Here is a 26,899-nt window from a genome sequence, read left to right as displayed (position 1 = left end):
GGCAATCACCCCTGAAAAATCCCAACCGACATGTGCCGCTTGCCGGCAAACCCCGCCCGCCGTTCAACCGTGAAACCCGCCGCAGCCAGCCCGCGCCGCACATGACCTGCCGCCGTATAGGTGGCAAAGCTGCCGCATGGCGCCGTGTGTCGGCCGATCTCGGCCAGAACATCCTCGCCCCACATCTCGGGGTTCTTGGCGGGCGAGAACCCATCCAGAAACCACGCATCCGCCTGGCCGTCCCATGCCGGCAGCGTCTGGCGAACATCACCGATGACGACCCGAGCCTCGACCAGCCCGACCTGCATCGAACGCCCCGGCCAACCTGCCCGCAACTGCGCCGCAAGCCCGGCAAGCTCGGGAAAGGCCGCATGGGCGCGCTCCATCTGCACCGCGCTCATCGGAAATGCCTCGAAACTGGTGAACCGCAGCGGCACAGTCGCGATTCGCGCCAGCGCCAGCAGGTTCAACCCCGTGCCAAAGCCCAGTTCGGCCACATGAAAGCCGGGCCGCAGCCGCGCCGGCAGGTCGTTGCCGGCCAGAAAGACATGGCCTGTCTCGGCCAGACCGCCGGCAAGACTGAAATAGGGATCGTCGAACCGGGTCGAGACCGGCACGCCGCCCTCTTTCCAGTCCAGCTCCGGCTGGTCCCGCGTCCCGCGATCAGGTAACTCGTTCATGCTGGCAGCTATGGGAAAGGCGCGGGGCTTGGCAAGCGTAACTGTGATCGGCGGCGGCATCTTCGGCCTGGCCTGCGCATGGGAAATGGCGCGGCGCGGTGCGCGGGTCCGCGTCCATGAGGCCCGCGGGATCGGCGCGGGCGCATCCGGCGGCCATATCGGCGCACTGGCCCCCCATGCGCCCGACAACTGGAACGACAAGAAGGCCTTTCAGCTGGACAGCCTGCTGATCGCCCCCGCCTTTTGGGCCGAGGTGCAGCGCGCATCCGGCCAGCCCACCGGCTTCGCCCGCACCGGCAGGTTGCAACCCGTGACCGACCCGCAGGCGCTCGGCCCCCGGATCGAGGCCGCCGCGATCCGTTGGCCCGCCGATCTGGGCATGCACCTGACCGACGCACCCCAGACGCCGCTGGCCACTCCCGGCCTGTGGCTGCATGACGACCTGACGGCCCGGCTGAACCCGCGCGCGGCCCTTGCAGCGCTTGCCGCCGCAATCCGCGCCAAAGGCGGCGAGGTGATCGAAAACCACCCCGCCCCCGAAAGCCTGCCCGGCCCCGTGCTCTGGGCGACGGGGACCCCTGGCCTGCTGAGCCTGAATCAGGGCAAGGGCGTCAAGGGCCAGTCGGCATTGCTGGACTTTGCCCTGCCCGCCAGCCCGCATATCTTCGCCGATGGGCTCTACATCGTCCCCCATGACGACGGCACCACCGCCATCGGCTCGACCAGCGAGAACAGCTTCACCCATGACCGCCCCGACGACCAGATCCACAGCTTGATCACCCGCGCCCGCACATTGTGCCCAGCACTCGCCGACGCCCCCCTGATCGAGACATGGGCCGGCATCCGCCCCCGCTCGACATCCCGCGCCCCGCTGCTGGGTGCCTGGCCGGGCCGCCCCGGCCACTATGTCGCCAATGGCGGCTTCAAGATCGGCTTCGGCATGGCCCCGAAGATCGCCGCGATCATGGCCGACCTGATCCTCGACGGCAAAGATGCCATCCCCGCCGATTTCCGGCTTCTGCCCTCGCTTTGATCCAAATATCCTCGGGGGGTGCGGGGGGCGAAGCGCCCCCGCGGGCCACATCCCCGCTTGCGACCACCCCGCGCCCCTGCGACACTGTCAGCACAGCCCGGAGGACCACCATGACCCCGCTTGAAACCGCCTTCGCTGCCATCGACAAGGCCAATGCCCACGACCCCACGCTGGAACACGGCCACCCCGCCGCGCTGCTTTACGGCCAGCGCATGACCGAGGAACAGGTCCGGCTGGTCCCCGATGCCAGCGAGCCGCTGCAAATCGCCTGCCGGGGCCAGCATATCGAGCGCTGGAAACTGCCGCGCCACGATTATCCCATGGACCGCGCCGGCTATCTGCACTGGCGCACCGAACAGGGCCGCCGCCATGCCGACCGGGTCGGCGGGATCATGGAAGAGGCCGGCTATCACGGCGACGACATCGACCGCGTCCGCAAGATGCTGACCAAGCAGGGGATCAAGCGCGACCCCGAGGTGCAGGCGCTGGAGGATGTGATCTGTTTCACCTTCATCCGCTGGTATCTGGGCGATTTCATGGCCGAGCAGCCCGATGATAAAATGCCCCGCATCATCGAGAAAACCGCCGCGAAGATGTCGCCCGAGGGCCGCGCCCGCGCCTTACAGGAATTCCCCATGCCGGACCATTTCGCGCAATATTTCCGCGCCGAATGAAGGCCGTCATCGTCTCGCACGGCCAGCCCGGCGACCCCGAGCCGCAGGAGCAGGCGATCCGTGACCTTGCCGCACAGGTCGCCTCCGAAAACCCCGGCTGCCCCGTCGCAGGCGCCACGCTGGCCATGCCCGGTGCCTTGGCCACAGCCGCCGATCCTGACAGCCTGATCTATCCCATGTTCATGGCCGAAGGCTGGTTCACCGGCACCGAACTGCCCCGCCGCCTCGCCAAGGTCGGCGCGACGGGTGCCCGCATCCTGCGCCCCTTCGGCACCGACCCCGCCCTGCCCCCGCTGATCGTGGCCACCGCCCATGCCGCCGCCGCAACGCAAGGCTGGCAGCCACAGGACACAACACTGCTGCTGACCGCCCACGGCTCTCAGCGTTCACAGGCGAGTTTCACCATCACCTCGGCACTGGCCGCGCAACTCGCCCCCGATTTCGCCCGCGTCGTCACCGGCTTTGTCGAACAGGCCCCCTTCATCGCCGACGCTGCCCGTGGCCTGACCCGCGCCGTCAGCCTGCCGCTTTTCGCGCTCAAGGCCGATCACGTGCTTGACGACCTTCCGAACGCGCTGGACCAGGCCGGTTTCACCGGCCCGCGCCTCGACCCCATCGGGCTGAACCCACAGGTTCCGCGCCTCATCGCCGATGCCCTCCGCGCAGAAATTTCAAACTTGAAATAATTTCGCACCCATGCCACTTTCCCGCGCATGGGAGGTGCCTTCATGAAGATTCTCTGCCTCGGCGGCGGGCCTGCGGGTCTTTATTTCGCCATGTCGATGAAGCTGCGCGACCCGGCCCATCAGGTCACGGTGATCGAGCGCAACCGCGCCAATGACACCTTTGGCTGGGGCGTTGTCCTGTCCGATGATGCGCTGGAACGCATGCAGAAGAACGACCCGCAATCGACCGAGGCCATCCGGCAGAACTTCATCTATTGGGACGATATAGCCGTGATCCGCGAGGGGCGGCGCGATGTCTCGGGCGGGCATGGCTTTGCTGGCATCGGGCGCAAGAAGATGCTGACGCTGTTGCAGGCCCGCGCGGCGGAGCTGGGCGTCGAGATGCGCTTCGAGACCGAATTCACCAGCGCCGAGGATTACCGCAACGATTACGACCTGATCGTCGCCTCGGACGGGCTGAACAGCCGTGTGCGCACGGAATATGCGGCGACCTTCAAGCCCGATATCGACATGCGGCTGGCCAAGTTCATCTGGCTCGGCACCCGCCAGAAATTCAACGACGCCTTTACCTTCATCTTCGAGAAGACGCCCCATGGCTGGGTCTGGGCGCATGTTTATCAATTCGACGACGAGACCGCGACCTTCATCGTCGAATGCGGCCAAGAGACATGGGATAATTTCGGCTTCGCGGACATGACCAAGGAGCAGACCGTTGAAACCTGTCGTCAGGTCTTTGAGGGTCACCTTGGCGGGCATGATCTGATCTCGAATGCGGCGCATCTGCGCGGCTCGGCGGTGTGGATGAACTTTCCCCGCGTCATCTGTGATCGCTGGTATGACGGCAATGTCGTGCTGATGGGCGATGCAGCGGCGACGGGACATTTTTCGATCGGCTCGGGCACGCGGCTGGCCTTTGACAGCGCCATCGCGCTGGCCGAATACCTGCATTCCGAACCGACGATGGAAGCGGCCTTTGAACGCTATCAAGAGGAACGGCGACTCGAGGTCCTGCGCCTGCAATCCGCCGCCCGCAACAGCCTTGAATGGTTCGAGCAGGTCGAGCGTTACCTGAACCTCGACCCGATCCAGTTCACCTATTCCCTGCTGACGCGCAGCCAGCGGATCAGCCATGAAAACCTGCGCCTGCGTGACCCCGATTGGGTCGCCCGCGCCGAGGACTGGTTTCAGGAACAGGCTGGCGGTCAGCCCGGCCGCGCGCCGATGTTCGCCCCCTTCGCGCTACGCGACATGGCGCTGAAAAATCGCGTCGTCGTCTCGCCCATGGCGCAATACAAGGCCGTCGATGGTCGCCCGACCAACTGGCATCTGGTCCATTACGGCGAACGCGCCAAGGGCGGCGCCGGGCTGGTCTATACCGAGATGACCTGCGTCTCGCCTGAGGGCCGCATCACGCCGGGCTGCCCCGGCCTCTATGCCCCCGAGCACGAGGCGGCATGGCGCGAGATCACCGATTTCGTGCATCAGGAAACCGACGCGAAAATCTGCTGCCAGATCGGCCATTCGGGCCGCAAGGGCAGCACCCGGATCGGGTGGGAAGGGATGGACCAGCCCCTGCCTGAGGGCAACTGGCCGCTGCTTTCCTCCAGCGCGATCCCGTGGGCGGCGGGAAATGCCGTGCCACAGGCTATGACCCGCGCCGATATGGATCAGGTCCGCGACCAGTTCGTCGCCGCGACCGAGATGGCCGCGCGGGCGGGGTTCGACATGGTCGAGTTGCACGCGGCCCATGGCTATCTGATCAGCAGCTTCATCTCGCCCGTCTCGAACCGGCGCGAGGATGACTATGGCGGCTCGCTGGAAAACCGCATGCGCTGGCCCCTGGAGGTCTTTGCCGCCATGCGCACCATCTGGCCCGCCGAAAAGCCCATGTCCGTCCGCATCAGCGCCTGCGATTGGGTCGGCGATCATGGCGTGACGCCCGAGGAAGCGGTGGAAATCGCGCGCCTGTTCCGCGCGGCGGGGGCGGATATCATCGACGTCTCCGCCGGGCAGACCAGCACCGAGGGGCGGCCTGTCTATGGCCGGATGTTCCAGACGCCGTTTTCGGATCGCATCCGCAACGAGGCCGGGATCGCCACGATGGCCGTGGGCAATATCTATGAGCCGGATCATGTGAATGGCATCCTGATGGCGGGCCGCGCCGATCTGGTCTGCCTTGCGCGGCCTCACCTCGCCGATCCCTATTGGACGCTGCGCGCGGCGGTGAAGCTGGGCGACAAGGGGACTGATTGGCCCCTGCCCTATCTGGCGGGCCGGGATCAGGCCTGGCGGTTGGCCGAACGCGAAGCCGAGGAGATCCGGGTTTGACGGTTGTGCTGCAAAATGAGGGCAGCGACCGGCCGCGGGCGGAAAGCGAAGCGCCCGCCCGGAGGGGCGGTCGGGCGCTGCCCGGTGATGCCCACCGGGCGGAACGGTTGAACCGCAGCACTTTGAGAGGCCACCCATGAGCCGCGTGTTGATCACCGGCGGCGGCACCGGCACCGGCGCCGACATGGCCCGCGCCTTCGCGGCCTCCGGGCACGAGGTCGTCATCACCGGGCGCAACCGCGACACGCTGGACCGGGTCGCGGGCGGCAATATCCGCGCCATCACCGGCGATGTCAGCAACCCTGACCAGATCGCCGCGATCTTTGCCGAGGCTGGCCCCTGCCAGATCGTCATCGCCAATGCCGGCGTGGCCGAGGCAGCGCCTTTCGCCAAGGTCACGCTGGATCACTGGAACCGCATGATTGCCACCAACCTGACCGGGGTTTTCCTTACCTTCCAGCATGGTCTGGCGCAGATGGCCGAGGGCGGGCGGCTGATCGCCATCTGCTCGATCACCGGCATTCGCGGGGCGGCCTATGCCGCGCCCTATGCGGCCAGCAAGCATGGGGTCATGGGGCTGGTGCGGTCTCTGGCGCATGAGGTGGCGAAGAAGGGCATCACCGCCAACGCCATCTGCCCCGGCTATCTGGATACCGAGATGACCGGGCGCAGCATTGCCAATGTCATGGAAAAGACCGGGCGAAGCCGCGATCAGGCCATTGCGGCGCTGGCCGGGCGGAACCCTCAGGGGCGGCTGATCGCGCCTGCGGAGGTGACGGCGGCGGCGATGTGGCTGGCCTCGGACGCGGCTTGCAGCGTGAACGGGCAGGCCATCGTGCTGGACGGGGGCGAAAGCGCATGAGCGAGCTTTCCAAGCGCCGGCTGAAGCTGTGGATCAGGATGCTGGGCGTCACCCGCGCCGCCGAGAACCGCCTGCGCGACTATCTGCGCCGCGAACATGCGACCACCCTGCCGCGTTTCGACGTGATGGCGGCCTTGTGGCGGCGGCGCGAGGGCGTGACCATGTCGGAACTGTCGCGCATGCTGCTGGTGTCGAACGGCAACGCGACCGCCGTGGTCGACCGGCTGGAGGCCGATGGCATGGCCCGGCGCGAGGCCGAGGATGGCGACCGCCGCCGCATCCGCGTGCGGCTGACGCCCGCCGGGCTGGCCGCATTCGAGGCGATGGCCGAGGGGCATGAGGCCGAGGTCGATGCGATTTTCGATGGCCTGAGCGACAGCGATTTAGAGACCATGCGCGAGATATTGGCGCGGGCGGGAAAGGGATAAAGATGAAACCGATCCAGATGGCGGGGCTGGTCCCGCAACATTTCCTGTGGCGCGTGACCGACCGCATCGCCGTGATCCGGCTGAACCGACCCGAGCGCAAGAACCCCTTGACCTTCGACAGCTATGCCGAATTGGGGCAAACCTTCCGCGCGCTGGCCCATGCGAGTGATGTGGATGTGGTCGTGCTGGCCTCGAATGGCGGGAATTTCAGTTCCGGCGGCGATGTGCATGAGATCATCGGACCGCTGGTCGGGATGGAGATGCCCGAACTGCTGGCCTTTACCCGGATGACCGGGGAGTTGGTCAAGTCGATGATCCATTGCGGCAAGCCGGTGATCGCCGCCGTCGAGGGGATTTGCGTCGGTGCGGGGGCGATCATGGCGATGGCCAGCGATCTACGGCTGGCGGCGCCCTCGGCCAAGGCGGCGTTCCTGTTCACCAAGGTCGGGCTGGCGGGCTGCGACATGGGGGCCTGCGCGATGCTGCCCCGGATCGTCGGTCAGGGCCGGGCGGCCGAACTGCTGTATACGGGCCGGGTGCTGCGCGCCGAAGAGGGCGAGCGGTGGGGCTTCTGGAACAGTCTGCATGAGGATGTCGAAGGGGCGGCCATGGAGTTGGCGCGAGCCATCGCGGCGGGGCCTACTTGGGCGCATGGGATCACCAAGACGCAGTTGAACCAGGAATGGAACATGGGGCTGGATCAGGCGATCGAGGCCGAGGCGCAGGCTCAGGCGATCTGCATGCAGACCCGCGATTTCGAGCGGGCCTATCGGGCCTTCGTCGCCAAGGAGACGCCGGTTTTCGAGGGGAACTGACGGAGCCGGGGGTTTTGCACCCCCGGACCCCCGCAGGATATTTGGGCACGGATGATGGATCAAAGCTTTCTGGATTGGCCGTTTTTCGAGGATCGGCATCGCGAATTGGCGGCGGGGCTGGAGGCCTGGGCCTCGGCCAATCTGCCGGTCGATCATGGGGATGTGGATGCGGCCTGTCGCGGGCTGGTGGCGGCGCTTGGGGCGGGTGGTTGGTTGCAGCACTCGGGCGGAGACAGTCTGGATATCCGCAGCCTCTGCCTGATCCGCGAGACGCTGGCGCGGCATGACGGGTTGGCGGATTTTGCCTTTGCCATGCAGGGGCTGGGGATGGGGGCGGTGACGCTGTTCGGCTCGCCCCAGCAGCGGGAATGGTTGGGGCGCACGCGGGAAGGCGCTGCGATTTCGGGCTTTGCGCTGACCGAGCCGGGGTCGGGGTCCGATGTGGCTCGGACCAGCACCGTGGCGGTTCGCGATGGGGCGGATTGGGTTCTGAACGGCGACAAGACCTATATCTCGAATGGCGGGATTGCGGATGTCTATGTGATCTTTGCTCGGACGGGCGACGCTGCGGGCGCGAAGGGTTTGTCGGCCTTCTTGATGCCCGCCGATACGCCGGGGTTGGAAGTCGTCAGCCGGATCGAGGTCATGGCGCCGCATCCGCTGGCGCATCTGCGCCTGAGCAATCTGCGGCTGCCCGAGGAGGCGCTGATCGGCGAGGCGGGCGGTGGGTTCCGGATCGCGATGACCGTGCTGGATCATTTCCGGCCGACGGTCGGGGCGGCGGCTTTGGGCTTTGCCCGGCGGGCGCTGGACGAGGCGATGGCGCGGGTGACCGAACGGCAGTTGTTCGGCGCGCCGATGGCCGAGTTGCAGATGGTTCAGGGGCATATCGCAGATATGGCGTTGAAGGTGGATGCCGCCGCGCTGCTGGTCTATCGCGCTGCATGGGCTAAGGATCGGGGTGCGGCGCGGATCACCCGCGAGGCGGCGATGGCCAAGCTTTATGCCACCGAGGCTGCGCAATCCGTCATTGATCAGGCGGTGCAACTGTTCGGCGGCGACGGGGTGCGGGTCGGGATGGCGGTCGAGAGCCTTTATCGTGAGATCAGGGCGCTGCGCATCTATGAAGGGGCCAGCGACGTGCAGAAGCTGGTCATTGCGCGCAGCGTATTGGGAGGAAACTGATGGCTTATTCCCGCGTGATCCAGATCGAATTCTGCCATTGCGACCCGGCGGGGATCGTCTTTTACCCGCGTTATGCCGAGATGGTGAATCACGTCGTGGAAAATTATTTCATCGACGTGCTGAAGCATCCCTTTCACCAGATGGTGGCCGCCGGTCAGGGCATTCCCGCCGTGCGGCTTGAGATGGATTTCCGCAAGCCTTCGCGGCTTGGCGACCGGGTGGAATGGGTTCTCGGCGTCGAGCATCTGGGGCGCAGCAGCATCCGCTTTCGCCTGAATGCCGAGGACCGGATCGACGCGCGGGTTACCGTCGTCTGGATGGAGGCCGGGTTCAAGCCCTCGGCCATCCCCGACACCATCCGCAAGATATTGGAGGCCGATCATGCATGAGGAACTGCACCCCGCCCATTGGAAGCGCGCCGTGGGTTACGCCAACGGGATCGCGGCGCGTGGGCGGATGATCTTTACCGGCGGGCTGGTGGGCTGGGATGCCGATCAGCAGTTTCAAAGCGACGATTTCGCCGCTCAGGTGCGGCAGGCGTTGGAAAATGTCTTGGCCGTGCTGGCCGAAGGCGACGCGGGCCCCGAACATCTGGTGCGGCTGACCTGGTATGTGACCGACAAGCGCGAATATCTGGATGCGCTGCGCGAGATAGGCGCGGCCTATCGTGATACGATCGGGCGGCATTACCCGGCCATGGCGCTGGTGCAGGTCGTGGCGCTGGTCGAGGACCGCGCCAAGGTCGAGATCGAGGCCACCGCCGTTATTCCTGACTAAGCGGGAGAAGCGAAGATGCAACATCTGGGACCAAGCGGGCATCAGGACAGCTTTGCCCGCGACAACCTGCCCGCGCCGGCCGATTGGCCGCAGATCGACCTTTCCGGGTTTGACTATCCCGACTGGCTGAATATCGGCGCCGAACTGACCGACCGCATGGTCGATCACGGCTTTGGCGACCGCAATGCGCTGATCGGCAATGGCCGGGCGCGGACCTATAAGGAACTGGCGGACTGGACCAACCGGCTGGCCCATGCGCTGGTCAGCGATTACGGGGTCAGGCCGGGGAACCGGGTGCTGATCCGATCCGCGAACAACCCGGCGATGGTGGCCTGCTGGCTGGCCGCGACCAAGGCCGGGGCGGTGGTCGTGAATACCATGCCGATGCTGCGCGCGGGCGAGTTGACCAAGATCATCGACAAGGCCGAGGTGACGCATGCGCTGTGTGACACCCGGCTGATGGATGAGCTTGTCGCGGCGGCCAAGGGCTCGGCCCATCTGCGGACCGTGGTGGGCTTTGACGGCACCGCCAATCACGATGCCGAACTGGACCGGGCGGCGCTGACCAAACCGGTGCGGTTTGATCCCGTGCGCACCGGCCGCGACGATGTGGCGCTGCTGGGGTTCACCAGCGGCACGACGGGCGAGCCCAAGGCGACCATGCATTTCCACCGCGACCTGCTGATCATCGCCGATGGTTACGGGAAAGAGGTGCTGGGCGTGACGCCGGATGATGTGTTCGTCGGCTCGCCTCCATTGGCCTTCACCTTTGGCCTTGGCGGGCTGGCGGTGTTTCCGCTGCGCTTTGGCGCCAGTGCGGTGCTGCTGGAAAACGCCTCGCCGCCGAACCTGATCGAGATCATCCAGACCCATCGCGCCACGATCTGCTTTACCGCGCCCACCGCCTATCGCGTGATGCTGCGCGCGATGGAGGAAGGTGCCGACCTTTCCAGCCTGCGCGCCGCCGTCAGTGCGGGCGAAACCCTGCCCGGCCCGGTCTGGGAGGAATGGCGCGCCAAGACCGGCAAGCCGATGCTGGACGGGATCGGCTCGACAGAGCTTTTGCATATCTTCATTACCAACCGCTTTGACGACAGCCATCCCGGCACGACCGGGCGGCCCGTCGGCGGCTATCGCGCCCGCATCGTCGATGCGGATGGTTCCGAGGTCGCGCGGGGCGAGCCGGGGCGGTTGGCGGTGATCGGGCCGACCGGCTGCCGCTATCTGAACGACACGCGGCAGGGGGACTATGTCCAGAACGGCTGGAACATCACCGGCGACACCTTCTGGCAGGATGAGGACGGGCGCTTCCACTTTGCCGCGCGCAGCGACGATATCATCCTGTCGGGCGGCTATAATATCGCCGGGCCGGATGTCGAGGCCGCGCTGCTGGCCCATGACGATGTGGCCGAATGCGCGGTGATTGGCGTGGCTGACGCCGAACGCGGCCAGATCGTGCAGGCGCATGTGGTGCTGGCAGCCGGCGTTGCCCCCGATCAGGCCACCGTCCAGCGTTTGCAGGCGCATTGCAAGGCCATGATCGCCCCCTATAAATACCCGCGCAGCGTGATCTTTACCGATGCGCTGCCCAAGACGCAGACCGGCAAGATCCAACGTTTCAGGCTGAAATCATGAGCTATGATCCCGAAAGCGAAGGCGCGCGCATGTCCTTCAAGGACCGCATGTCCTATGGCGACTATCTGGGGCTGGATGCACTGCTGAACGCCCAGCATCCGCTGTCTCAGGCCCATGACGAGATGCTGTTCATCGTCCAGCACCAGACCAGCGAGCTGTGGATGAAGCTGGCCCTGCACGAGATGAACGCCGCCCGCACCCGCATCGCCTCGGGCGATCTGCAACCGGCCTTCAAGATGCTGACCCGCGTGGCCCGGATCATGGAGCAGCTGAACAGCGCATGGGACGTGCTGCGCACCATGACGCCCAGTGAATATACCGAGTTCCGCCCCTCGCTTGGCGAAAGCAGCGGCTTTCAGTCGCAGCAATACCGGATGATCGAATTCGTCGCCGGCAATCGCAACATGCCGATGATCCGCCCGCATGAACACCGCCCCGAACTGATCGTCCCGCTGATGGCAGAGGTCGCACGCCCATCCCTTTACGACACGGTCCTTGCGCGGCTGGCGGCGGCGGGCTTTGACGTGCCCCCGCGCGAGGCGCTGGACCAGCCGCATCAACCCGACCCCAAGGCGCGGGTGGCATGGGCCGAGGTCTATCGCAACCCCTCGACATATTGGGAACTTTACGAGCTGGCCGAGAAGCTGGTCGATTTCGAGGATTACTTTCGCCGCTGGCGCTTCAACCATGTGACCACGGTAGAACGCATCATCGGCTTCAAGCGCGGCACCGGCGGCACCGGCGGGGTCAGCTATCTGCGCCGGATGTTGGAAGTGGTGCTGTTTCCCGATCTGTGGGAATTGCGCACCGATCTTTAAGCCGGCTGTCTGGCCGCCCCGGACGCCAGTTCCCGCGCCATCAGGATGGCACCGTCCAAGGGGCTACCCTTGGCCTCGACCATTGGCCAGCGCCCGGCAAGGCGGCCGGCAAAGATGCGTCCCAGCCCGCCATTGAAGGCCACCGGCAGGGGCTCGCCCTGGGTCGCGTCGGGTTGCAGCCGGTCAATGCTGTCCGCAATGATCCTGTCGGCATCGGCCAGAATCGCGGCGGCGGCAGGGTCATCGGCACGCTCGACCACCGCGCGGGCATGGGTGGCAAATTCGGCAGCGCGGGCAGTGGCGGCAAAGGTGATGATCCCGGCCACACCGTCCATCTGCGCAAGCATATCGGCCAGCAGCGGCGTCATCGGCAAAAAACCGTCCGCCGCCTGCAACGTGCGCGCCAGCAAGTGCCGGCCCAGCCAATTGCCGCCGCCCTGATCGCCAAGGATCGGGCCGCGCCCGCCGACCACCAGATCGCCCCCCTGCCAGCGCCGCGCATAGACCGAGCCGGTGCCAAGCGCGGCAACGATCCCTTCGGCACCGTCAAGCGCACCGACCATCGCCGTGACCGCATCCTGCACCACCTGGACCCGCGCGAAGGGCAGTTGCGGCACCAGCCAGTTCCGCGCGCCCGACACCTCGGCCCCCGCAAGCCCCAGCACCGCTGAAATCTGATCCGGCGCAACCCGCCCGGCCAAGGCCTGATCGCAGGCCTGCGTGATCGCGGCCAGCGCCCCCTGCCGGTCCGAGTTCACATTGGCCGGTCCGCCCTGCCCCCGGCCGATCTCGCGCCCGCTGGCGTCGATCAGCACTGCCCGGCAGCCGGTGCCGCCGCCATCCAGCGCCAGCGCGAACCCTGTGGAGTCAGACTTCGTAATAGCCATAGCCGGCAACCTCGTCGAACCCGAACCCGCGATACAGCGCCACCGCCCCTTCATTGGCGCGGCTGACGGCAAGCCCGATCCGGGCAGCAGCCTGTTCCTCGGCCCAGATCGCCGCCTGCCGCATCATCCAGCCGGCCATGCCCGCGCGGCGCCAGTCCGGCGCAACCTCGATCGCATGGACCATCGCCACATCGCCGTGAATGGCGACAAAACCCGCACCCGCCGCCCGATCCTTGATCCGGCCAAGAATCGAGGTTCGCGGCGCGGGCACCCGTTCCATCACCTGCTGGCGCGCGGCGTTGATATTGCCGGCGGCCCAGATCTCGCGCTGGATGGCCAGCGGTGGCCAGACGGCAAAGGCCGTGACCGGCGGCACCTGCCGGTCGGTCAGCGCGGCAATGGGGCAGGTCATGATCGCGGTGGGATTGTTGCGCTGAAAACCACGCTTTTCCAAGGCCGCGATCAGGCTGGCATCATCGTCAAGAACCCGAAAGACCGGCCGCTGCTGCCAGTCGCCAAAGATGGCGATGGCGGTATCCAGATCCGCCTGCGTCCAGTCACCGGCCCGGCGCGCCGAATTGACCCTGCCACCTGCGCCCGGCGCCCGGCCAAGACGAAAGCCGCCGGCATCGGCATATTCTGCGGCGGGCCAGGTGGTCTCGAACGCCTGGGCAAGCACGGCGTCCATCACAGCGACAACCGCCGCTTCAGCGCGTCCATGCCCTCGGCCACGCGGGCCGCGTCAAGGCCGCGCACCACCAGATGCGTGCCCCAGACATCATTGTCGCGGAAGGGATAGGACCCAAGCGACAGGTCGGGGAAACCCTTGGCGACCTCGGCCAGCCCCTCGGCCACGTCGCTTTCGCCGCGACGCACCTCGACCGACAGCGACTGCACCGGGCGCCCGCCGGGCAGGTTCGGGATCAGCCAGTCGACCATGGCGCGGAACACCTCGGGGACGCCGGCCATCACATGAGTATGACCGATGGAAAAACCCGGAGCAGCGGAAACGGCGTTGTCGATCAGGGTCGCACCAACAGGAATGCGCGCCATCCGCAGGCGGTTCTCGTTCAGCTCCACCCCCATGCGGTCGCAGCGCGCCTGCAACAGCGCGCGGGCCTGTGCATCGACCTGAACCGTGGTGCCATGGGCGGCGGCGACCGCATCGGCGGTGATGTCATCATGGGTCGGCCCGATGCCGCCGCTGGTGAACAACAGGTCATAGGCACCGCCAAGGTTGCCATCCAACGCCCGGACGGCCGCGACGATCTGATCGTGGTCATCCGACACCACGCGGATCTCGCGCAGGTCAAAGCCGGTGGCGTTCAGCACCTGCGCCAGATGATGCGCATTGCCCTCGCGCGTGCGGCCCGACAGGATCTCGTCTCCGATCACCAGAATTGCGGCGGTGGGGTTGTCGGATTGCATCGGTGGCCCTTTCGCGTGGTTCGCAGGTCTTTTACGCCGGGCCGAAGGGCTGGAACAAGCCGCCTTCCATCGCTATCTAGGCGATAAGCGAAAGGTTTAAGCCCATGAACGAAGGCCGTATCACCCGAGAAGGCATCCGCATCCACGCGCCCGAGGATTTCGCCGGCATGCACAAGGCCGGCACCCTTGCCGCACAGATCCTGGACGAGGTCGGCCCGATGGTCCAGCCGGGCGTGACCACCGGCGCGCTGGATGATTTTATCCGCAATCGTGTGGAACAGGAAGGCGCGGTCAGCGCCACCATCGGCTATCGCGGCTATCAGCATGCCAGCTGTATCAGCGTGAATCACGTCGTCTGCCATGGCATCCCCGGCGAAAAGGTGCTGGCCGATGGCGATATCCTGAATATCGACGTCACCGTGATCATCGACGGCTGGTATGGCGACAGCAGCCGCATGTATGTCGCCGGCCGCGCGCCGATCAAGGCGCAGCGACTGATGCAGGTCACCCATGATTCGCTGATGTTCGGGATCGAGGCCGTGAAGCCCGGCAATACCTTTGGCGATATCGGCGCGGCGATCCAGAGCCATGCGGAAAAGCACCGCATGTCGGTGGTGCGCGATTTCTGCGGTCACGGGCTGGGCCGGGTGTTTCACGCGCCCCCCAACGTGCTGCATTTCGGCCGCGCCGGCAAAGGCCCGACGCTGGAGGAAGGCATGTTCTTCACCATCGAGCCGATGATCAATCTGGGCCGGCCCGACACCAAGATCCTGGCGGATGACTGGACCGCCGTGACCCGCGACAAATCCCTGTCGGCACAGTTCGAACATTCGATCGGCGTCACCGCGACCGGGTTCGAGATCTTTACCCTGTCGCCCGGCGGCAAATTCTTCCCCGATCTGGGCTAGACCCGCCAGCGAACGACTGTTCAATTCTTTCGCTTTGACATCAACGGCATAACTCCTATCTTCGCCGCGCCGCAGCACCCTCGCCTGCGGCGCGTTCGACGAATGACAGGAGCCACCCCTTGCCCATCCTTCGCCCCCTTGCCCTTGCGCTGACCCTGCTGACGGCCCTGCCGGCCCAGGCAGAACAGGTGACGCTGCGCTTTCAGCATTATGTATCGCCCATGTCGGCCAGCCCGGTGAATTTCATGCAGCCCTGGGCCGAAAAGATCGAACGTGACAGCGGCGGCCGCATCAAGATCGAGCTTTACCCCTCGATGCAGCTGGGCGGCACCCCGCAAGAGCTGTTCGACATGGTCCGCGACGGCGTGGTTGACGGCGCCTGGTTTGCGCCCAGCTACCAGCCCGGCCGCTTCCCCAAGGTCGAGGCGCTGGAACTGCCCTTCATGACCACGAAATCCGCCGAAGAGGCCAGCCGCGCCGCCTGGGTCTATGGCCAAAAACACCTGCTGGACGATTTTCAGGGCGTCAAGGTCATCGCCATGCAGATGCACGGGCGCGGCATCATCCACAAGCGCGGTGATCCGGTGGTGGCGCTGGAGGATTTTCGCGGGCTGAAACTGCGCGGCCCCTCGCGCCCCGCGGCGCTGCTGCTGGAAAAGCTGGGGGCGACGGCGATCGGCATTCCCGTTCCCGCCTTCCCCGAGGCGCTGGCCAAGGGCGTTCTGGACGGCGGCGTGATCCCCTGGGAACTGGCGCCCTCGCTGAAGCTGAACGAACTGGCGCCGGCCCATACGGATGTGGCGGGCGAGATGTCCTTTTATAACCTGTTTCTGGTCTGGGGCATGAATCAGGCGACCTATGACGCGCTGCCCGACGACCTGAAGCTGGTGATCGACGCCAATTCCGGCTTCGCGACAAGCGCATGGGCCGGCCGCGCGCTGGACATTGGCGATGCCGAGGGCCGCAGGCAGATGGAGCAGGCCGGCAATGCCATCACCCAGCTATCGCCCGAGGTAACCCGGCAGATGCACGAGCTTGGCGATCAGGTGATCGCCGGTTGGGCCACCGACATGACCGCGAAAGGGCTGGATGCGCAGGGGCTGCTGAGTGACGCGCGCGCGGCGGTTCAGGTGACGCGCGATCTGCCGGGGGCGCGGGCCTATTGACCCGGCCCCGCGGCGCTGATTGCTTCTTTCGGTGGTGACGGCTGGTCCCCGTCCTTTGGTGGCTTGACGCCAAAGACCGCGCAATACAGCGCCGGCACAAAGACCAGCGTGACCAGCGTGCCGGCGATGATGCCGCCCATCATCGAAAAGGCCATCGGCCCCCAGAAGACCTGCCGTGAAATCGGGATCAGCGCCAGCGATGCCGCCGCCGCCGTCAGCAGGATCGGCCGCGCGCGGCTGTCGGATGCGTGGTAAACCGCATCCCACCGCGAATAGCCCTTGGCCAGCAAGGCCTGAACCTCGTGGACAAGGATGATCGAGTTGCGGATCAGAATCCCGATCAACGCCAGAATCCCCAGGATCGCGACGAACCCCATCGGCACGCCAAAGGGCACCAGCACCGCGACGACCCCGATCAACCCCAGAGGCGCGGCGGCAAAGACGATCAAGGACAGCCGGAAGCTTTGCATCTGCGCCATAACCAGCAGCGCCATGATCAGGATCATCACCGGCACAACCGCCGCGATCGGTTCCTGGCTTTCGCCCGAGGTCTCGACCGTGCCGCCGACGATGACCTTGACCTGCCGGGGCAGACCGGCCTGATATTCGGCAACCCGGCCCGCCAGCGCCTCGACCAGCGTAGCCGGCTGCTCAGCGCCATTGATAGCAGCCTTGACCGTCACCGTGGGCATCCCGTCGCGCTGCATGATCAGCGGCTGTTCGGTCCCGTATTCCAGCGTGGCAAGCGTGGCCAGCGGGATATGGCCGTTGGTTCCGGTCGACAATTGCAGGTTCCTGATCGAATCCAGTGAACCGCGATCCTCTTCGTCGCCGCGCGCGATGATGTCGATCAGAAAGATGTCATCGCGCAGCTGCGTCACCGTCTGGCCCGAGAACAGCGTGGCCAGCGCCACGGCGATATCCTGGCTGGTCACGCCGATCTGGCGGGCCTTGTCCTGGTTGACGACCAGCCGGACGACGCGCGCCGGCTCGTTCCAGTCCAGCGCAATGTCGCGCAGGCGCGGCTCGGTCGCCAGTACGGCGGCCAGTCCCCGCGCTGCGTCCCGCGCCTGGTCTATGTCGGGCGAGCTGACGCGATATTGCACCGGCTTGCCGACCGGCGGCCCGATTTCCAGGTTCTTCACATAGACATCGGTGCCGATCATCTGTGTCGCGGCAAAGGCCATCAGCTTGGCTTTCAGACGGTCGCGTGCCTCCAGATCAGGGGTCTGGATGACGATCTGGCCCATATGCGGCCCTGCGGTCGGCACTTCCATGGACAAGACGAAACGCGGCGCACCGCGCCCGACATATGAGGTCCAGAACAGCGCGTCCTGATCCCCCTGCAACTGGGTTTCCAACAGGTCCATATCGGTGGTGGTCTTGGCGATGGATGCGTTCTGGCGTTCGCCGATATCGACGATGATTTCGGTACGGTCCGAAGTGGGGAAGAACTGCTGTTCCACAAAGCGCATGCCCCAGACCGAGATCGCGAAAATCGCGAAGGTGATCGCGATGGTCAGCCATTTCAGCCGCATCGCCACCAGCAGCAGGCTGCGGAACGCGCGCCGCAGCAGGCCCGGATTCGCAGCGTCGTGATGCATTGTCCTGGGCAGGAAGGTCACGCCAAGGATCGGCGCGAACAGCACCGCCACAACCCAGCTGACGACCAGTGACACCGCGATCACCACGAACAGCGAAAAGGTGAACTCGCCTGCCGCCGAGCTGTTCAGCCCGATGGGGATGAAACCCGCAACGGTGACCAGCGTGCCACTGAGCATCGGGAAGGCGATCGAGGTCCAGGCATAGCTGGCCGCCTGCCGGCGGTTCTCGCCCAGTTCCAGCCGCGAGATCATCGTCTCGATGGCGATCATCGCGTCATCGACCAGCAGGCCCAACGCGATGATCAGGGCGCCAAGCGAGATCCGCTGCAAGGTGATGCCGTAAAGATCCATGATGAAGAAGGTGATGGCCAGAACCAGCGGAATGGTCAGCGTCACCACCAGCCCGGCGCGCAGGCCAAGGCTGACAAAGCTGACGGCCAGCACGATGGCCACGGCCTCGGCCAGGGCGGTGATGAAATGGCCCACGGCTTCTTTCACCACATGGGGCTGGTCGGCGAATTTGGCCATCTCGATGCCGATGGGCAGATCGGCGGCGATGCCGGTCATCAGCGCGTCCAGTTCCTCGCCGAACTTCAGGATATTCTCGCCCTCGCGCATGCCGACCTGCAAGCCGATGGCGGGCTGGCCGTCATAGCGGAACAGATTTTCGGGCGGGTCCTGATAGCCGCGCCGGACGGTGGCCACATCGGCCATGTTGAAGAACCGCTCGCCCACGCGCAGGTTGACGGCGGCAATGGCCTCGGCATCGTCGAACTGCCCGCCCACACGGACCAGCACCCGTTCATCGCCGGCCTGAATCACCCCCGATGGCGCGATGGCGTTCTGGCTGGCCAGCGTGGCCATGACCTGTTGCTGGTTCAGCCCCAGGGCAGCCAATCGCGTGGTCGAGAACTCCAGATAGATTTCCTCTTTCTGATCGCCCAGCAATTCGGTCTTGCCGGCGGCCGGCAACGCCGCGACCTGCTTGCGGATCGCCTCGACCCGGTCGCGCAATTCACGCTGGCTGAAGCCGTCCGCGGTGAAGGCATAGATATTGCCGTAGACATCGCCGAAATTGTCATTGAACTGAAAACCGGCAAATTCCTGCGGGAAATCCGCGCGGATATCCGACATCATCTGGCGCACGCGCTTCCAGACCTCGGGCACTTGCGGGCCGCGAATGGTCGGCAGCAGCTCGACATAGACCACCGACTGCCCCGGCGTGGTGACGGAACGGGTGAATTTCAGTTCATCCAGCTCCTCCAGCTTGGTCTCGATCCGGGTGGTGACCTGTTTCAGCGTCTCGTCGATGGTGGCGCCGGGCAAAGCCGCGCCGATGATCATCGTCTTGATGGTGAAATTCGGGTCTTCCTCGCGCCCCAGATTGGCATAGCTGATCGCCCCGGCGATCATCGACACGATCAGCAGATACCAGACGAAGCTGCGATGGCTGAGCGCCCAGTCCGACAGGTTGAAACGGCTCATGGTTCTACCCTTTCGCCAACCTGCTGACCTTCGTTAAGCGAGTTCACCCCGCGAATGACAACTTCGTCGCCCTGTTCCAGCCCGGCATTGACGAAAACCCTGCCCTGCAACGAGGCCCCCAAGGTCACCGGCACGGCCGCGACCGTGGCCTGATCGCCCTGCCGCGCCACGCGCCAGACATGAGCCTGCCCGTCGCGGCTGAACACCGCCTGTTCGGGCAGGGTCATGGCGATGTCGGTTTCACCGGCCAGACGCGCCCGGATCAGGCTGCCCAACCGCAGGTGACTGCCCTGTTCCAGCGACAGATGCACCCGCCGCGTCCGCGTCGCCATATCGGCCAGAGGCTCGATCCGGTCGATGGTGCCACGGGTTTCGGTGGCCGGGTCATCATCCTGCCAGACGGTAAAGACGGCCGCGTCTTTCATCTCGGACAGCGCGGCTTCGGGCAGGTCGATGACCGCCTCGCGGCTGTCCTGCGCCGACAGCTGCACCACCGCGTCGCCCGCATTCAGCACCGCGCCGGGATTGGCCAGAACCGAGCTGATCACCCCGTCAAATGGTGCGGCCATCTGGGCAAACCCCTCGGCATCGCGGGCGCGGATCAGTTCGGAACGGGCCTGCTCGACGGCAGCCGCGGCGGCGGCCAGGGCCTGTTCGGCCTTTTCCAGCTGCGCGGTCGAGGCAACGTTGCGCTGCGCAAGTGCACGTGTGCGTTCCGCCGTGGCCTGAGTGGTCGACAGCTGGACCTCGGCCGCATCCAGCGCGGCGCTGGCGGCACGGACATTGTCTTCCAGATCATCGGGATCCAGTTCCGCCAGAATCTCGCCGGCCTTCACGTCATCGCCCAGCTCGACATGGCGGGCCACCAGCCGACCCAAGGTTTGAAACGCCAATGTGACCTGATTGCGCGCCGCGACGATGCCTGGCACGGATCGCGCCTTTATGTCGCTGTCCGATACGATTTCGGTCACCACCGGGCGCGGAGCGCCGGCAGCGGCTGCCTCGTCAGCGATGGCCCAAGGCAGCTGGAAGGCCGCAGCAGACCCGGTTGTGATCGGCCCAAGGCTGGCGAGGGCGGCCAGCACAGCCGGCAGGGTTCTTGCGATCATTCTTCGGCCTCCGGCGCCATGGTGGCCGCTGGCATCACGGTTTCCGGGGCGATCCCGGCATCAAGCACGGGCCGTCCGGGATACAGCATCTGCGAACCCGCACCGACGACAACCTGCCCCTCGGCCACGCCGCCCTTCAGCAGAACCTCGCCATTGGCGAAACGCTCGATCTGCACCTGGGTCAGATCCGCACGCCCCTCGGCGTTCACGACCCAGACCGCCGGCTGATCGCCATCGCGGGTCAATGCCGTCCAGGGCACGGCGATGGCCGCACCGGCCGGAAAATGCACGGTGCCACGCACCGCAGCCCCCAGCAGCCCGATATCCATTTCAGCGTCCTGCCCCGTTTCCTGAACCCGCACCCGCAGGGTCACCGTCCCGGTCTGGGGATCGACCAGAGGCGCGATCTCGATGACACGGCCGATCAGGTCGGGCGCATCCACGTCGATCGGCTCCAGAACAACCTCGGCGCCCATGGCCCGATCAAGCTTGGGCACATCGGGGGTCTGGAAAACCGCCTCTAGCCCGCCCAGCACCGCCAACGAGATGACGGCCTGCGCCGCGCCGACGATCTGGCCGGCATCGACATCACGCGCGGTCACCACCGAATCCTGCGGTGCGCGCAGCACTGTATCCTCGACCGCACGGCGCGCCTGATCGGCCTGCGACCGGGCCCGGCGAACCGCGCCCTCGGCCTGTGACAGCGCCTGTTGCGCCTGATCACGGCCCGCGCGCGTGCCCACGCCACGTTCCAGCATCGCCTCGGCCCGGTCGAATGCCTGCCGCGCCTGCGCCTCGGTCGCCCGAGCCGAGGACAGGCTGGCTTCGGCCACCGACAGGGCCTGATCCTGCTGCACCGGATCGGTATAGGCCAGCGCCTGCCCGGCACGCACGCGGTCGCCCTCGTCCACCAGCACCTCGGTCACGCGACCACCCTGGCGAAAGCCCAGATCGACCGCGTCCTTGGCTGCAAATGTGCCGGTCAGCGACATTTCAAAGGTCAGCTCGGCCGATTGGACCGGCACGAACTGGACCGATATGGGCTGATCGGCGCGCGCGACAGAGGCCGCAACCCCCAGCGTCAGCAGAAAAATCGACAGACATCGGGTTTTCATCGCCGGTCTCCCCGTAGAATCGATTTGTTGTGATGGATTTGTGATCCCTTGGGAAGCCCGGCTTACGTTAGGTCACCGCAGCCTTCTGATGAAAATGCGGCTGATCCCAGGATCCGTCGCGCAGCAGCTGCGCCAGCACCTCGACCGCGTGATCCACATCGCGCTCGTCGTTATACAGCGGCGCGAATCCAAAACGCAGGACGTCAGGGGCGCGGAAATCACCGATGATCCCCTGCGCGATCAACGCCTGCATCACCGCATAGGCCTGCGGATGACGGAAGCTGACCTGAGAACCGCGCAGCAATGGATCGCGGGGCGAGTTCAGCGCCACATCCGGGCAGTTGGCCTCGACCCCGGCGATGAAACGCTGCGTCAATTCGATGGACCGGGCGCGCAGATCGGCCATCTGGACCCCGTCCCAGATGTCCAGCGCCGCATCCAGCGCGGTCATCGCGATGACCGGGGGCGTGCCCACGCGCATCCGTTCGATCCCGCCGGCGGGGCGATAATCCAGATCAAAGGCAAAGGGCGCGGCATGACCCATCCAGCCTTGCAGGATCGGCTGCGCGGCATCGGCCAGCCGCGGATGCGTCCAGATAAAGGCAGGCGCGCCGGGGCCGCCATTCAGGTATTTATAGGTGCAGCCCACGGCGAAATCGGCATCTGCGCCCAGCAGGTCGACATCCACCGCCCCCGCCGAATGGGCCAGATCCCAAACCGTCAGCGCCCCGGCCTGATGTGCCCTTTCGGTCAGGCTGGCCATGTCGTGACGCCGGCCGGTGCGATAATCCACCTCGGTCAGCATCAGCACCGCAAGATCGGGCCCGATGGCATCGGCCACGGCCTCGGGCGCGACCACGCGCAATTCAGCGTCCACGGCACGGGCAAGCCCTTCCGCGACATAAAGATCCGAAGGGAAATTGCCGGCATCCGACAGGATCACCCGCCGTTCGGGGCGCAGCGCGCGGGCCGCGCTAAGCGCCTGAAACACCTTGATCGACAGGGTGTCGCCCATCACCACCTGCCCCTCGCCCGCGCCGATCAGCCGGGCGATCCGGTCACCCACGTGACGCGGCTGCACATACCAGCCGGCGCTGTTCCAGCCGCGGATCAGCTGTTCGGCCCATTCGTCGCGCATCATCGCGGCCACCCGCTGCACCGCCGCAACGGGCATCGGCCCCAGCGAATTGCCATCCAGATAGGTGACGCCCTCGGGCAGATGAAACCCGGCGCGAGTGTGGTTGAAATCGGTCATGACGGCCCCCTTGACCAAAGGCTATCAGCCGGTTCTGTTGCGCGAAAGGGGGATGAAACCATGCTGTATCAAGTGACTGACTGGGATGACGCCTATGCGAACACACCCAATATCCCCAAGGGCGAGACCTATCCCCAGCAATTCGCGACCGAGGCCGCAGCCTTTCGCGAAACCGCCCGCGCCGAGCCACTGGGCCGGGGTCAGCTGTTCCTGCCCGCCGGCACGCCGCAGGGGCTGGCCGTGTTCATCCATGGTGGCTATTGGCTGCATTCCGATCCAAGCTATTGGTCGCATCTGGCCGCCGGACCGCTGGCGCGGGGCTGGGCGGTGGCCATGCCCGGCTATCCGCTGACGCCTACGGTGCGGCTGGCCCAGATCACCACCCATGTGGCCGGCGAGATCACGCAAGCCGCCAGTCGCATCGGCGGGCCGATCGTGCTGACCGGGCATTCGGCTGGCGGGCATCTGGCGGCGCGGATGATCTGTCAGGACGGCACCCTGCCCGATGCGGTGGCCGCGCGGGTGCGCTGTTGTCTGCCAATCTCGGCGCTGGCCGATCTGCGCCCGCTGATGCGCACAGCAATGAACGACACGCTGCACATCGACGCCGCCGAGGCCCAGGCCGAAAGCCCCGCCCTGCTGACCCCGCGTCCCGGCATCCCGGTCATCACCTGGGTCGGCGGCGCCGAGCGGCCCGAGTTCATCCGCCAGTCGCGATTGCTGGCCGATATCTGGGCGGGCCTGGGCGTGGCGACAGATCTGGTCATCGACCCCGGCCGGCATCATTTCGACGTGATCGCGCCGCTGACCCTGGCCGACAGCCCGCTGACCCGCGCGCTGACCGGCCAGCCCGGCTGATCGCAGGGCGTCCCGATCAGCGCATATCGAAACTGTCAGGATCCGGGCCTGTCCGCTGGCCCTGATCCAGCCGATCCAGCGCAGCCATGTCATCCGAGGTCAGTTCGATGTCGAGGGCCTGAAAATTCTCGAACAGGCGCTGGACCCGCACGGATTTGGGGATCACCGACAGCCCGTGCTGCAAATGCCAGCGCAGCACCACCTGCGCAGGCGTGCAAGCCAGACGGTCGGCAATGGCGCGCACCTGAGCCAGGTCGAAGTCGCCGCGCCCCAGAGGCGTCCAGCTTTGGGTGATGATGCCCAATTCGCGGTTGACCTTGCGCAGAGGCACCTGTGACAGCGTCGGGTGCAGTTCGATCTGGTTCAGGGCCGGGGTGATGCCGGTTTCCTCGACCAGCCGGCGCAGATGCGGCTCGTGGAAATTCGCGACCCCGATCGAGCGGACGCGCCCCTCGTCCTGCAGGCGGATCAGCGCCTTCCAGCTTTCGACATAAAGATCGGCCGAGGGCACCGGCCAGTGGATCAGATACAGGTCCAGATAGTCCAGCCCAAGCCGTTCCATCGTCGCATCAAAGGCGCGCAGGGTGGCGTCATGCCCCTGATCGCTGTTCCACAGTTTCGAGGTGACGAACAGCTGATCGCGCAACAGGCCCGAGTTGCGGATCCCCTCGCCCAGCCCAGATTCGTTCTGATAGGCCGCCGCCCCGTCGATCAGCCGATAGCCGATGCGGATCGCCTCGGTCACAAGTGCGGGCGTGTCGGCGTCGGGCACCTGCCAGATGCCAAGGCCCAGCTGCGGCATGACTGTGCCATCGTTCAGGGTAAGTCTGGACTGGATCATCTTTCCCTCCGTTCTGCGCAGCGGCAGGATGACAGTGTTGATGGTGATGGACGCCCCAATGACAAATGCGACGCCCTATGCAACGAAATCCGCAGGCTCGGCCCCGGTGATGGCCAGCAACCGGCCGGGCGCAATGGCAAAGATATGACGCGGCGTGCCAGCCGCCGCCCAGACCTGATCGAAATCGCCAAGCCGGGGATCGAAATAGGCCGTCACGGGCTTTACATGGCCAACGGGCGCCACGCCGCCAATGGCAAAGCCGGTTTCCTCGCGGATCAGGCCGGCATCTGCCTTGCCCAAGGGCTGCCCCGCCACGGCTGCCGCCTTGGCCGGATCGACGCGATTGCCGCCAGCGGTCAGAAACAGCACCACATGGCCGGTTTCCTCGCCGCGAAAGATGATCGACTTGGCGATCTGGTCGACCGAACAGCCCGCCGCCCGTGCGGCATCCTCGGCGGTGCGGGTGCTTTCGCCCATTTCCAGCACCTCGGCGGCCTCGCCTGCCTGTTCCAGCGCGGCCTTGACCCTTGCCAAGCTTTTGCTCATGTCCGATCTCCTGTAACCTTCAGTATTTGACAGCGGATAAGGCGATGGCGCAACAGGTCTATACATTGCTGGTCGAAGTCGGGCGCAACCCCGGCGATGGTTTGCCAAAGGGCGCGACCGGGGCGGCGCTGGTCTGTTATGCCGCCGGCAAGGACGAGGCCGAGGCCGTCCGCGAAACCGTGGCGATCCTGAAACAGGCCGATCTGGCCCCGCTGGACGTGACCGGCTATGGCACGCTGGACGAACGCCTTGCCGAGGGCCACGAAATCCCCGACGAAGAGCGCGCCCTGATGGACCGCGCCCTGTCCGAGAATGCTGTGATCATCGCGCAGATGGACCCGTTTTTCGACGACGGCCCCGGCGCCGATGACGACAGGCACTGACCGCGCCGCGCGCCCTATTCATCCCGATTCGCTTGGGCTAGACTGACTGACAAAACAGAAACGCAGCAGTCAAAAGACAGGCGAAATCCATGAAACGCTCGACCTTCCGCATCCTTCTGGCGACCTCTCTCGTCTTTGCCGTCTCGGCCTGCGGCGCGCCACTGGGCCGCAGCCCCGGCATGGCCGGCGCGCAGGTGACCATTCCGCAACGCCCCGCCGGATCGACCGCAAGCGAGGCAGGGCTGCGCCAATGGGTCCAGCAGTTCCGCCCCACGGCCCTGTCGGCGGGCATTGCGCCCGCAACCTTTGACCGGTCCATGGCGCTGGCCAGCTATCATTCCGACATCATCGCGCTGGACCGCCGGCAAAGCGAGTTTTCGCGCCCGATCTGGGCCTATCTGGACGATGCCGCCTCGGGCAGCCGGATCAGCACCGGCCGCGAGAAATCGGCGCAGCTGTCGGGCACCTTGGCAGCCATCGAAGGCCGCTATGGCGTCCCGCGCGAGATCGTCCTGGCGGTCTGGGGGATGGAATCGAATTTCGGCGCCAATCGCGGCTCGACCCGGATCATCCCGGCACTGACCACCCTGGCCTATGACGGCCGGCGCGGGCAGTTCTTTGGCAACGAGCTGATCGCGGCGCTACGCATCATTCAGTCTGGCGACATCTCGCCCGAGGGCATGGTCGGCAGCTGGGCCGGCGCGATGGGGCATACGCAGTTCATGCCCTCGTCCTATCTGGCCCATGCCGTCGACTTCAACGGCGACCGGCGGCGCGACATCTGGTCGAACGACCCCACCGATTCGCTGGCCTCGACGGCGGCCTATCTGCGGCAGGCGGGCTGGCGGCCCGGTATGCCCTGGGGGGTCGAGGTCGTGCTGCCGGCGAATTTCAACTATGCGCTGTCGGGCAAGAATCAGCGCCAGGCGGGCGGCAGCTGGGCCGCCATGGGCGTGCGCACGGCCAATGGCACGGGCATGCCGGGCTGGTCGGGCTCGATCCTGGTGCCAGCGGGCGCGCGCGGGCCGGCCTTCCTGATTTCCGACAATTTCCGGGCGATCCTGGATTACAACACCTCGGACAGCTATGCGCTTGGCGTCAGCCTGCTGGGCGACCGCATTGCCGGGCGCAGCGGCGTTCAGGGCAGTTGGCCGCGCGGCGACCGGGTCCTGTCGAATGCCGAAAAGGCCGAGATCCAGCGGCTGCTGACCAGCCGCGGTTTCTATCGTGACGAGATCGACGGCAAACTGGGCAGCAAATCGACCGAGGCGATCCGCGCCTTCCAGCAATCCGTCGGCGCAACACCCGATGGCTATGCCGATGCGCGGCTTCTGGCACAATTGCGCGGCTGAATGAATGCGGGCGATGTCAGCCAGATATCGCCCGGATCCGA

27 protein-coding genes are annotated in these 26,899 nt (G+C 65.9%); 17 read left to right on the top strand and 10 right to left on the bottom strand.

Annotated elements, in window-relative coordinates:
* Positions 1-5: 5 nt before the first annotated feature.
* Positions 6-680, bottom strand: a complete 675-nt coding sequence (gene mnmD, locus FNJ84_RS17420; protein WP_143794584.1) for a tRNA (5-methylaminomethyl-2-thiouridine)(34)-methyltransferase MnmD — start codon at positions 678-680, stop codon at positions 6-8.
* Between the two features lie 28 nt (positions 681-708).
* Between mnmD and FNJ84_RS17415 the strand changes: the two genes are divergently transcribed.
* From FNJ84_RS17415 to kynA, 12 genes are all read left to right on the top strand, one after another.
* On the top strand, positions 709-1,713 hold the full coding sequence (locus FNJ84_RS17415; RefSeq protein WP_143794583.1) for an FAD-binding oxidoreductase: 1,005 nt from the start codon (positions 709-711) through the stop codon (positions 1,711-1,713).
* Between the two features lie 110 nt (positions 1,714-1,823).
* On the top strand, positions 1,824-2,387 hold the full coding sequence (locus tag FNJ84_RS17410) for a DUF4202 domain-containing protein (protein WP_143794582.1): 564 nt from the start codon (positions 1,824-1,826) through the stop codon (positions 2,385-2,387).
* Positions 2,384-3,073 (top strand): CbiX/SirB N-terminal domain-containing protein, encoded by a 690-nt coding sequence (locus FNJ84_RS17405; protein ID WP_143794581.1) that lies wholly within the window; start codon positions 2,384-2,386, stop codon positions 3,071-3,073. The genes FNJ84_RS17410 and FNJ84_RS17405 overlap by 4 nt, the downstream gene beginning before the upstream one ends.
* 42 nt (positions 3,074-3,115) lie before the next feature.
* On the top strand, positions 3,116-5,401 hold the full coding sequence (locus tag FNJ84_RS17400; RefSeq protein ID WP_143794580.1) for a bifunctional salicylyl-CoA 5-hydroxylase/oxidoreductase: 2,286 nt from the start codon (positions 3,116-3,118) through the stop codon (positions 5,399-5,401).
* Between the two features lie 136 nt (positions 5,402-5,537).
* Positions 5,538-6,263, top strand: a complete 726-nt coding sequence (locus tag FNJ84_RS17395) for an SDR family NAD(P)-dependent oxidoreductase (RefSeq protein WP_143794579.1) — start codon at positions 5,538-5,540, stop codon at positions 6,261-6,263.
* Complete coding sequence (locus FNJ84_RS17390) at positions 6,260-6,691, top strand: MarR family winged helix-turn-helix transcriptional regulator (RefSeq protein ID WP_143794578.1); 432 nt, start codon at positions 6,260-6,262, stop codon at positions 6,689-6,691. The genes FNJ84_RS17395 and FNJ84_RS17390 overlap by 4 nt, the downstream gene beginning before the upstream one ends.
* A 2-nt stretch (positions 6,692-6,693) precedes the next feature.
* A complete protein-coding gene (locus tag FNJ84_RS17385) occupies positions 6,694-7,506 on the top strand; it encodes an enoyl-CoA hydratase family protein (RefSeq protein ID WP_143794577.1) in 813 nt (270 codons plus the stop codon).
* A 51-nt stretch (positions 7,507-7,557) separates the two neighbouring features.
* On the top strand, positions 7,558-8,691 hold the full coding sequence (locus tag FNJ84_RS17380) for an acyl-CoA dehydrogenase family protein (RefSeq protein ID WP_143794576.1): 1,134 nt from the start codon (positions 7,558-7,560) through the stop codon (positions 8,689-8,691).
* Positions 8,691-9,080: a thioesterase family protein gene (locus FNJ84_RS17375; RefSeq protein WP_143794575.1), complete on the top strand. Its 390-nt coding sequence runs from the start codon at positions 8,691-8,693 to the stop codon at positions 9,078-9,080. Before FNJ84_RS17380 ends, FNJ84_RS17375 begins: the two co-directional genes overlap by 1 nt.
* On the top strand, positions 9,073-9,468 hold the full coding sequence (locus FNJ84_RS17370; protein WP_143794574.1) for a RidA family protein: 396 nt from the start codon (positions 9,073-9,075) through the stop codon (positions 9,466-9,468). The genes FNJ84_RS17375 and FNJ84_RS17370 overlap by 8 nt, the downstream gene beginning before the upstream one ends.
* 15 nt (positions 9,469-9,483) lie before the next feature.
* Complete coding sequence (locus tag FNJ84_RS17365) at positions 9,484-11,103, top strand: AMP-binding protein (RefSeq protein WP_143794573.1); 1,620 nt, start codon at positions 9,484-9,486, stop codon at positions 11,101-11,103.
* Positions 11,100-11,921, top strand: coding sequence for a tryptophan 2,3-dioxygenase (gene kynA, locus FNJ84_RS17360; protein WP_143794572.1), 822 nt, complete (start codon positions 11,100-11,102; stop codon positions 11,919-11,921). Before FNJ84_RS17365 ends, kynA begins: the two co-directional genes overlap by 4 nt.
* Here kynA and FNJ84_RS17355 read toward each other — a convergent pair.
* Genes FNJ84_RS17355 through FNJ84_RS17345 form a run of 3 tightly spaced genes read right to left on the bottom strand, consistent with a single transcriptional unit; the run spans position 11,918 to position 14,236 of the window.
* Positions 11,918-12,808: a BadF/BadG/BcrA/BcrD ATPase family protein gene (locus FNJ84_RS17355; protein WP_143794571.1), complete on the bottom strand. Its 891-nt coding sequence runs from the start codon at positions 12,806-12,808 to the stop codon at positions 11,918-11,920. The two genes, kynA and FNJ84_RS17355, sit on opposite strands and share 4 nt — an antisense overlap.
* The gene (locus FNJ84_RS17350; protein ID WP_143794570.1) at positions 12,789-13,496 is read right to left on the bottom strand and encodes an N-acetyltransferase; all 708 of its coding nucleotides are present in this window, start codon (positions 13,494-13,496) and stop codon (positions 12,789-12,791) included. The genes FNJ84_RS17355 and FNJ84_RS17350 overlap by 20 nt, the downstream gene beginning before the upstream one ends.
* A complete protein-coding gene (locus tag FNJ84_RS17345) occupies positions 13,496-14,236 on the bottom strand; it encodes a molybdopterin-binding protein (protein WP_143794569.1) in 741 nt (246 codons plus the stop codon). Before FNJ84_RS17345 ends, FNJ84_RS17350 begins: the two co-directional genes overlap by 1 nt.
* A gap of 104 nt (positions 14,237-14,340) precedes the next feature.
* On the opposite strand from FNJ84_RS17345, the gene map reads away from it, so the two are divergent.
* Entirely contained in the window at positions 14,341-15,144 is an 804-nt protein-coding gene (map, locus tag FNJ84_RS17340; RefSeq protein ID WP_143794568.1) for a type I methionyl aminopeptidase, read from the top strand.
* 119 nt (positions 15,145-15,263) lie between these two features.
* Positions 15,264-16,310: a TRAP transporter substrate-binding protein gene (locus tag FNJ84_RS17335; RefSeq protein ID WP_255471272.1), complete on the top strand. Its 1,047-nt coding sequence runs from the start codon at positions 15,264-15,266 to the stop codon at positions 16,308-16,310.
* On the opposite strand, the gene FNJ84_RS17330 is transcribed toward FNJ84_RS17335, so the two are convergent.
* From FNJ84_RS17330 to kynU, 4 genes are all read right to left on the bottom strand, one after another.
* Positions 16,304-19,399, bottom strand: coding sequence for an efflux RND transporter permease subunit (locus tag FNJ84_RS17330; RefSeq protein WP_143794567.1), 3,096 nt, complete (start codon positions 19,397-19,399; stop codon positions 16,304-16,306). The genes FNJ84_RS17335 and FNJ84_RS17330 overlap by 7 nt on opposite strands.
* On the bottom strand, positions 19,396-20,508 hold the full coding sequence (locus FNJ84_RS17325; RefSeq protein ID WP_143794566.1) for an efflux RND transporter periplasmic adaptor subunit: 1,113 nt from the start codon (positions 20,506-20,508) through the stop codon (positions 19,396-19,398). The genes FNJ84_RS17330 and FNJ84_RS17325 overlap by 4 nt, the downstream gene beginning before the upstream one ends.
* Positions 20,505-21,623: an efflux RND transporter periplasmic adaptor subunit gene (locus FNJ84_RS17320; RefSeq protein WP_143794565.1), complete on the bottom strand. Its 1,119-nt coding sequence runs from the start codon at positions 21,621-21,623 to the stop codon at positions 20,505-20,507. The genes FNJ84_RS17325 and FNJ84_RS17320 overlap by 4 nt, the downstream gene beginning before the upstream one ends.
* A gap of 67 nt (positions 21,624-21,690) precedes the next feature.
* Complete coding sequence (gene kynU, locus FNJ84_RS17315) at positions 21,691-22,878, bottom strand: kynureninase (protein WP_143794564.1); 1,188 nt, start codon at positions 22,876-22,878, stop codon at positions 21,691-21,693.
* A gap of 60 nt (positions 22,879-22,938) precedes the next feature.
* Here kynU and FNJ84_RS17310 point away from each other — a divergent pair, with 60 nt between their 5' ends.
* Positions 22,939-23,736 (top strand): alpha/beta hydrolase, encoded by a 798-nt coding sequence (locus tag FNJ84_RS17310; RefSeq protein ID WP_143794563.1) that lies wholly within the window; start codon positions 22,939-22,941, stop codon positions 23,734-23,736.
* A 16-nt stretch (positions 23,737-23,752) separates the two neighbouring features.
* Here FNJ84_RS17310 and FNJ84_RS17305 read toward each other — a convergent pair whose 3' ends face one another.
* Together FNJ84_RS17305 and FNJ84_RS17300 are read right to left on the bottom strand one after the other, a co-directional pair.
* Entirely contained in the window at positions 23,753-24,577 is an 825-nt protein-coding gene (locus tag FNJ84_RS17305; RefSeq protein WP_143794562.1) for an aldo/keto reductase, read from the bottom strand.
* A gap of 75 nt (positions 24,578-24,652) precedes the next feature.
* Positions 24,653-25,123 (bottom strand): YbaK/EbsC family protein, encoded by a 471-nt coding sequence (locus FNJ84_RS17300; RefSeq protein WP_143794561.1) that lies wholly within the window; start codon positions 25,121-25,123, stop codon positions 24,653-24,655.
* Between the two features lie 44 nt (positions 25,124-25,167).
* Here FNJ84_RS17300 and FNJ84_RS17295 point away from each other — a divergent pair, with 44 nt between their 5' ends.
* The gene (locus FNJ84_RS17295) at positions 25,168-25,506 is read left to right on the top strand and encodes a hypothetical protein (protein WP_143794560.1); all 339 of its coding nucleotides are present in this window, start codon (positions 25,168-25,170) and stop codon (positions 25,504-25,506) included.
* 89 nt (positions 25,507-25,595) lie between these two features.
* Entirely contained in the window at positions 25,596-26,858 is a 1,263-nt protein-coding gene (locus FNJ84_RS17290; protein ID WP_143794559.1) for a lytic murein transglycosylase, read from the top strand.
* Positions 26,859-26,899: the final 41 nt, after the last annotated feature.

The organism is Paracoccus sp. M683 (genome assembly GCF_007096355.1).
In the GTDB taxonomy this organism is placed as follows: domain Bacteria; phylum Pseudomonadota; class Alphaproteobacteria; order Rhodobacterales; family Rhodobacteraceae; genus Paracoccus.
Note: the sequence above shows the minus strand (reverse complement) of the source record. Positions and strands in the feature narration are given on the sequence as shown.

Bases quoted from the DNA above. Each gene is read 5' to 3' on its own strand.
- FNJ84_RS17320 (WP_143794565.1), bottom strand. From the start codon at position 21,623: ATGAAAACCCGATGTCTGTCGATTTTTCTGCTGACGCTGGGGGTTGCG.
- FNJ84_RS17325 (WP_143794566.1), bottom strand. From the start codon at position 20,508: ATGATCGCAAGAACCCTGCCGGCTGTGCTGGCCGCCCTCGCCAGCCTT.
- FNJ84_RS17375 (WP_143794575.1), top strand. From the start codon at position 8,691: ATGGCTTATTCCCGCGTGATCCAGATCGAATTCTGCCATTGCGACCCG.
- FNJ84_RS17405 (WP_143794581.1), top strand. From the start codon at position 2,384: ATGAAGGCCGTCATCGTCTCGCACGGCCAGCCCGGCGACCCCGAGCCG.
- FNJ84_RS17410 (WP_143794582.1), top strand. From the start codon at position 1,824: ATGACCCCGCTTGAAACCGCCTTCGCTGCCATCGACAAGGCCAATGCC.
- FNJ84_RS17305 (WP_143794562.1), bottom strand. From the start codon at position 24,577: ATGATCCAGTCCAGACTTACCCTGAACGATGGCACAGTCATGCCGCAG.
- FNJ84_RS17385 (WP_143794577.1), top strand. From the start codon at position 6,694: ATGAAACCGATCCAGATGGCGGGGCTGGTCCCGCAACATTTCCTGTGG.
- map (WP_143794568.1), top strand. From the start codon at position 14,341: ATGAACGAAGGCCGTATCACCCGAGAAGGCATCCGCATCCACGCGCCC.
- FNJ84_RS17355 (WP_143794571.1), bottom strand. From the start codon at position 12,808: ATGGCTATTACGAAGTCTGACTCCACAGGGTTCGCGCTGGCGCTGGAT.
- FNJ84_RS17390 (WP_143794578.1), top strand. From the start codon at position 6,260: ATGAGCGAGCTTTCCAAGCGCCGGCTGAAGCTGTGGATCAGGATGCTG.
- FNJ84_RS17310 (WP_143794563.1), top strand. From the start codon at position 22,939: ATGCTGTATCAAGTGACTGACTGGGATGACGCCTATGCGAACACACCC.
- FNJ84_RS17400 (WP_143794580.1), top strand. From the start codon at position 3,116: ATGAAGATTCTCTGCCTCGGCGGCGGGCCTGCGGGTCTTTATTTCGCC.
- FNJ84_RS17380 (WP_143794576.1), top strand. From the start codon at position 7,558: ATGATGGATCAAAGCTTTCTGGATTGGCCGTTTTTCGAGGATCGGCAT.
- kynU (WP_143794564.1), bottom strand. From the start codon at position 22,878: ATGACCGATTTCAACCACACTCGCGCCGGGTTTCATCTGCCCGAGGGC.
- FNJ84_RS17290 (WP_143794559.1), top strand. From the start codon at position 25,596: ATGAAACGCTCGACCTTCCGCATCCTTCTGGCGACCTCTCTCGTCTTT.
- FNJ84_RS17345 (WP_143794569.1), bottom strand. From the start codon at position 14,236: ATGCAATCCGACAACCCCACCGCCGCAATTCTGGTGATCGGAGACGAG.
- FNJ84_RS17395 (WP_143794579.1), top strand. From the start codon at position 5,538: ATGAGCCGCGTGTTGATCACCGGCGGCGGCACCGGCACCGGCGCCGAC.
- FNJ84_RS17350 (WP_143794570.1), bottom strand. From the start codon at position 13,496: ATGGACGCCGTGCTTGCCCAGGCGTTCGAGACCACCTGGCCCGCCGCA.
- FNJ84_RS17300 (WP_143794561.1), bottom strand. From the start codon at position 25,123: ATGAGCAAAAGCTTGGCAAGGGTCAAGGCCGCGCTGGAACAGGCAGGC.
- kynA (WP_143794572.1), top strand. From the start codon at position 11,100: ATGAGCTATGATCCCGAAAGCGAAGGCGCGCGCATGTCCTTCAAGGAC.
- FNJ84_RS17365 (WP_143794573.1), top strand. From the start codon at position 9,484: ATGCAACATCTGGGACCAAGCGGGCATCAGGACAGCTTTGCCCGCGAC.
- FNJ84_RS17370 (WP_143794574.1), top strand. From the start codon at position 9,073: ATGCATGAGGAACTGCACCCCGCCCATTGGAAGCGCGCCGTGGGTTAC.
- FNJ84_RS17295 (WP_143794560.1), top strand. From the start codon at position 25,168: ATGGCGCAACAGGTCTATACATTGCTGGTCGAAGTCGGGCGCAACCCC.
- FNJ84_RS17330 (WP_143794567.1), bottom strand. From the start codon at position 19,399: ATGAGCCGTTTCAACCTGTCGGACTGGGCGCTCAGCCATCGCAGCTTC.
- mnmD (WP_143794584.1), bottom strand. From the start codon at position 680: ATGAACGAGTTACCTGATCGCGGGACGCGGGACCAGCCGGAGCTGGAC.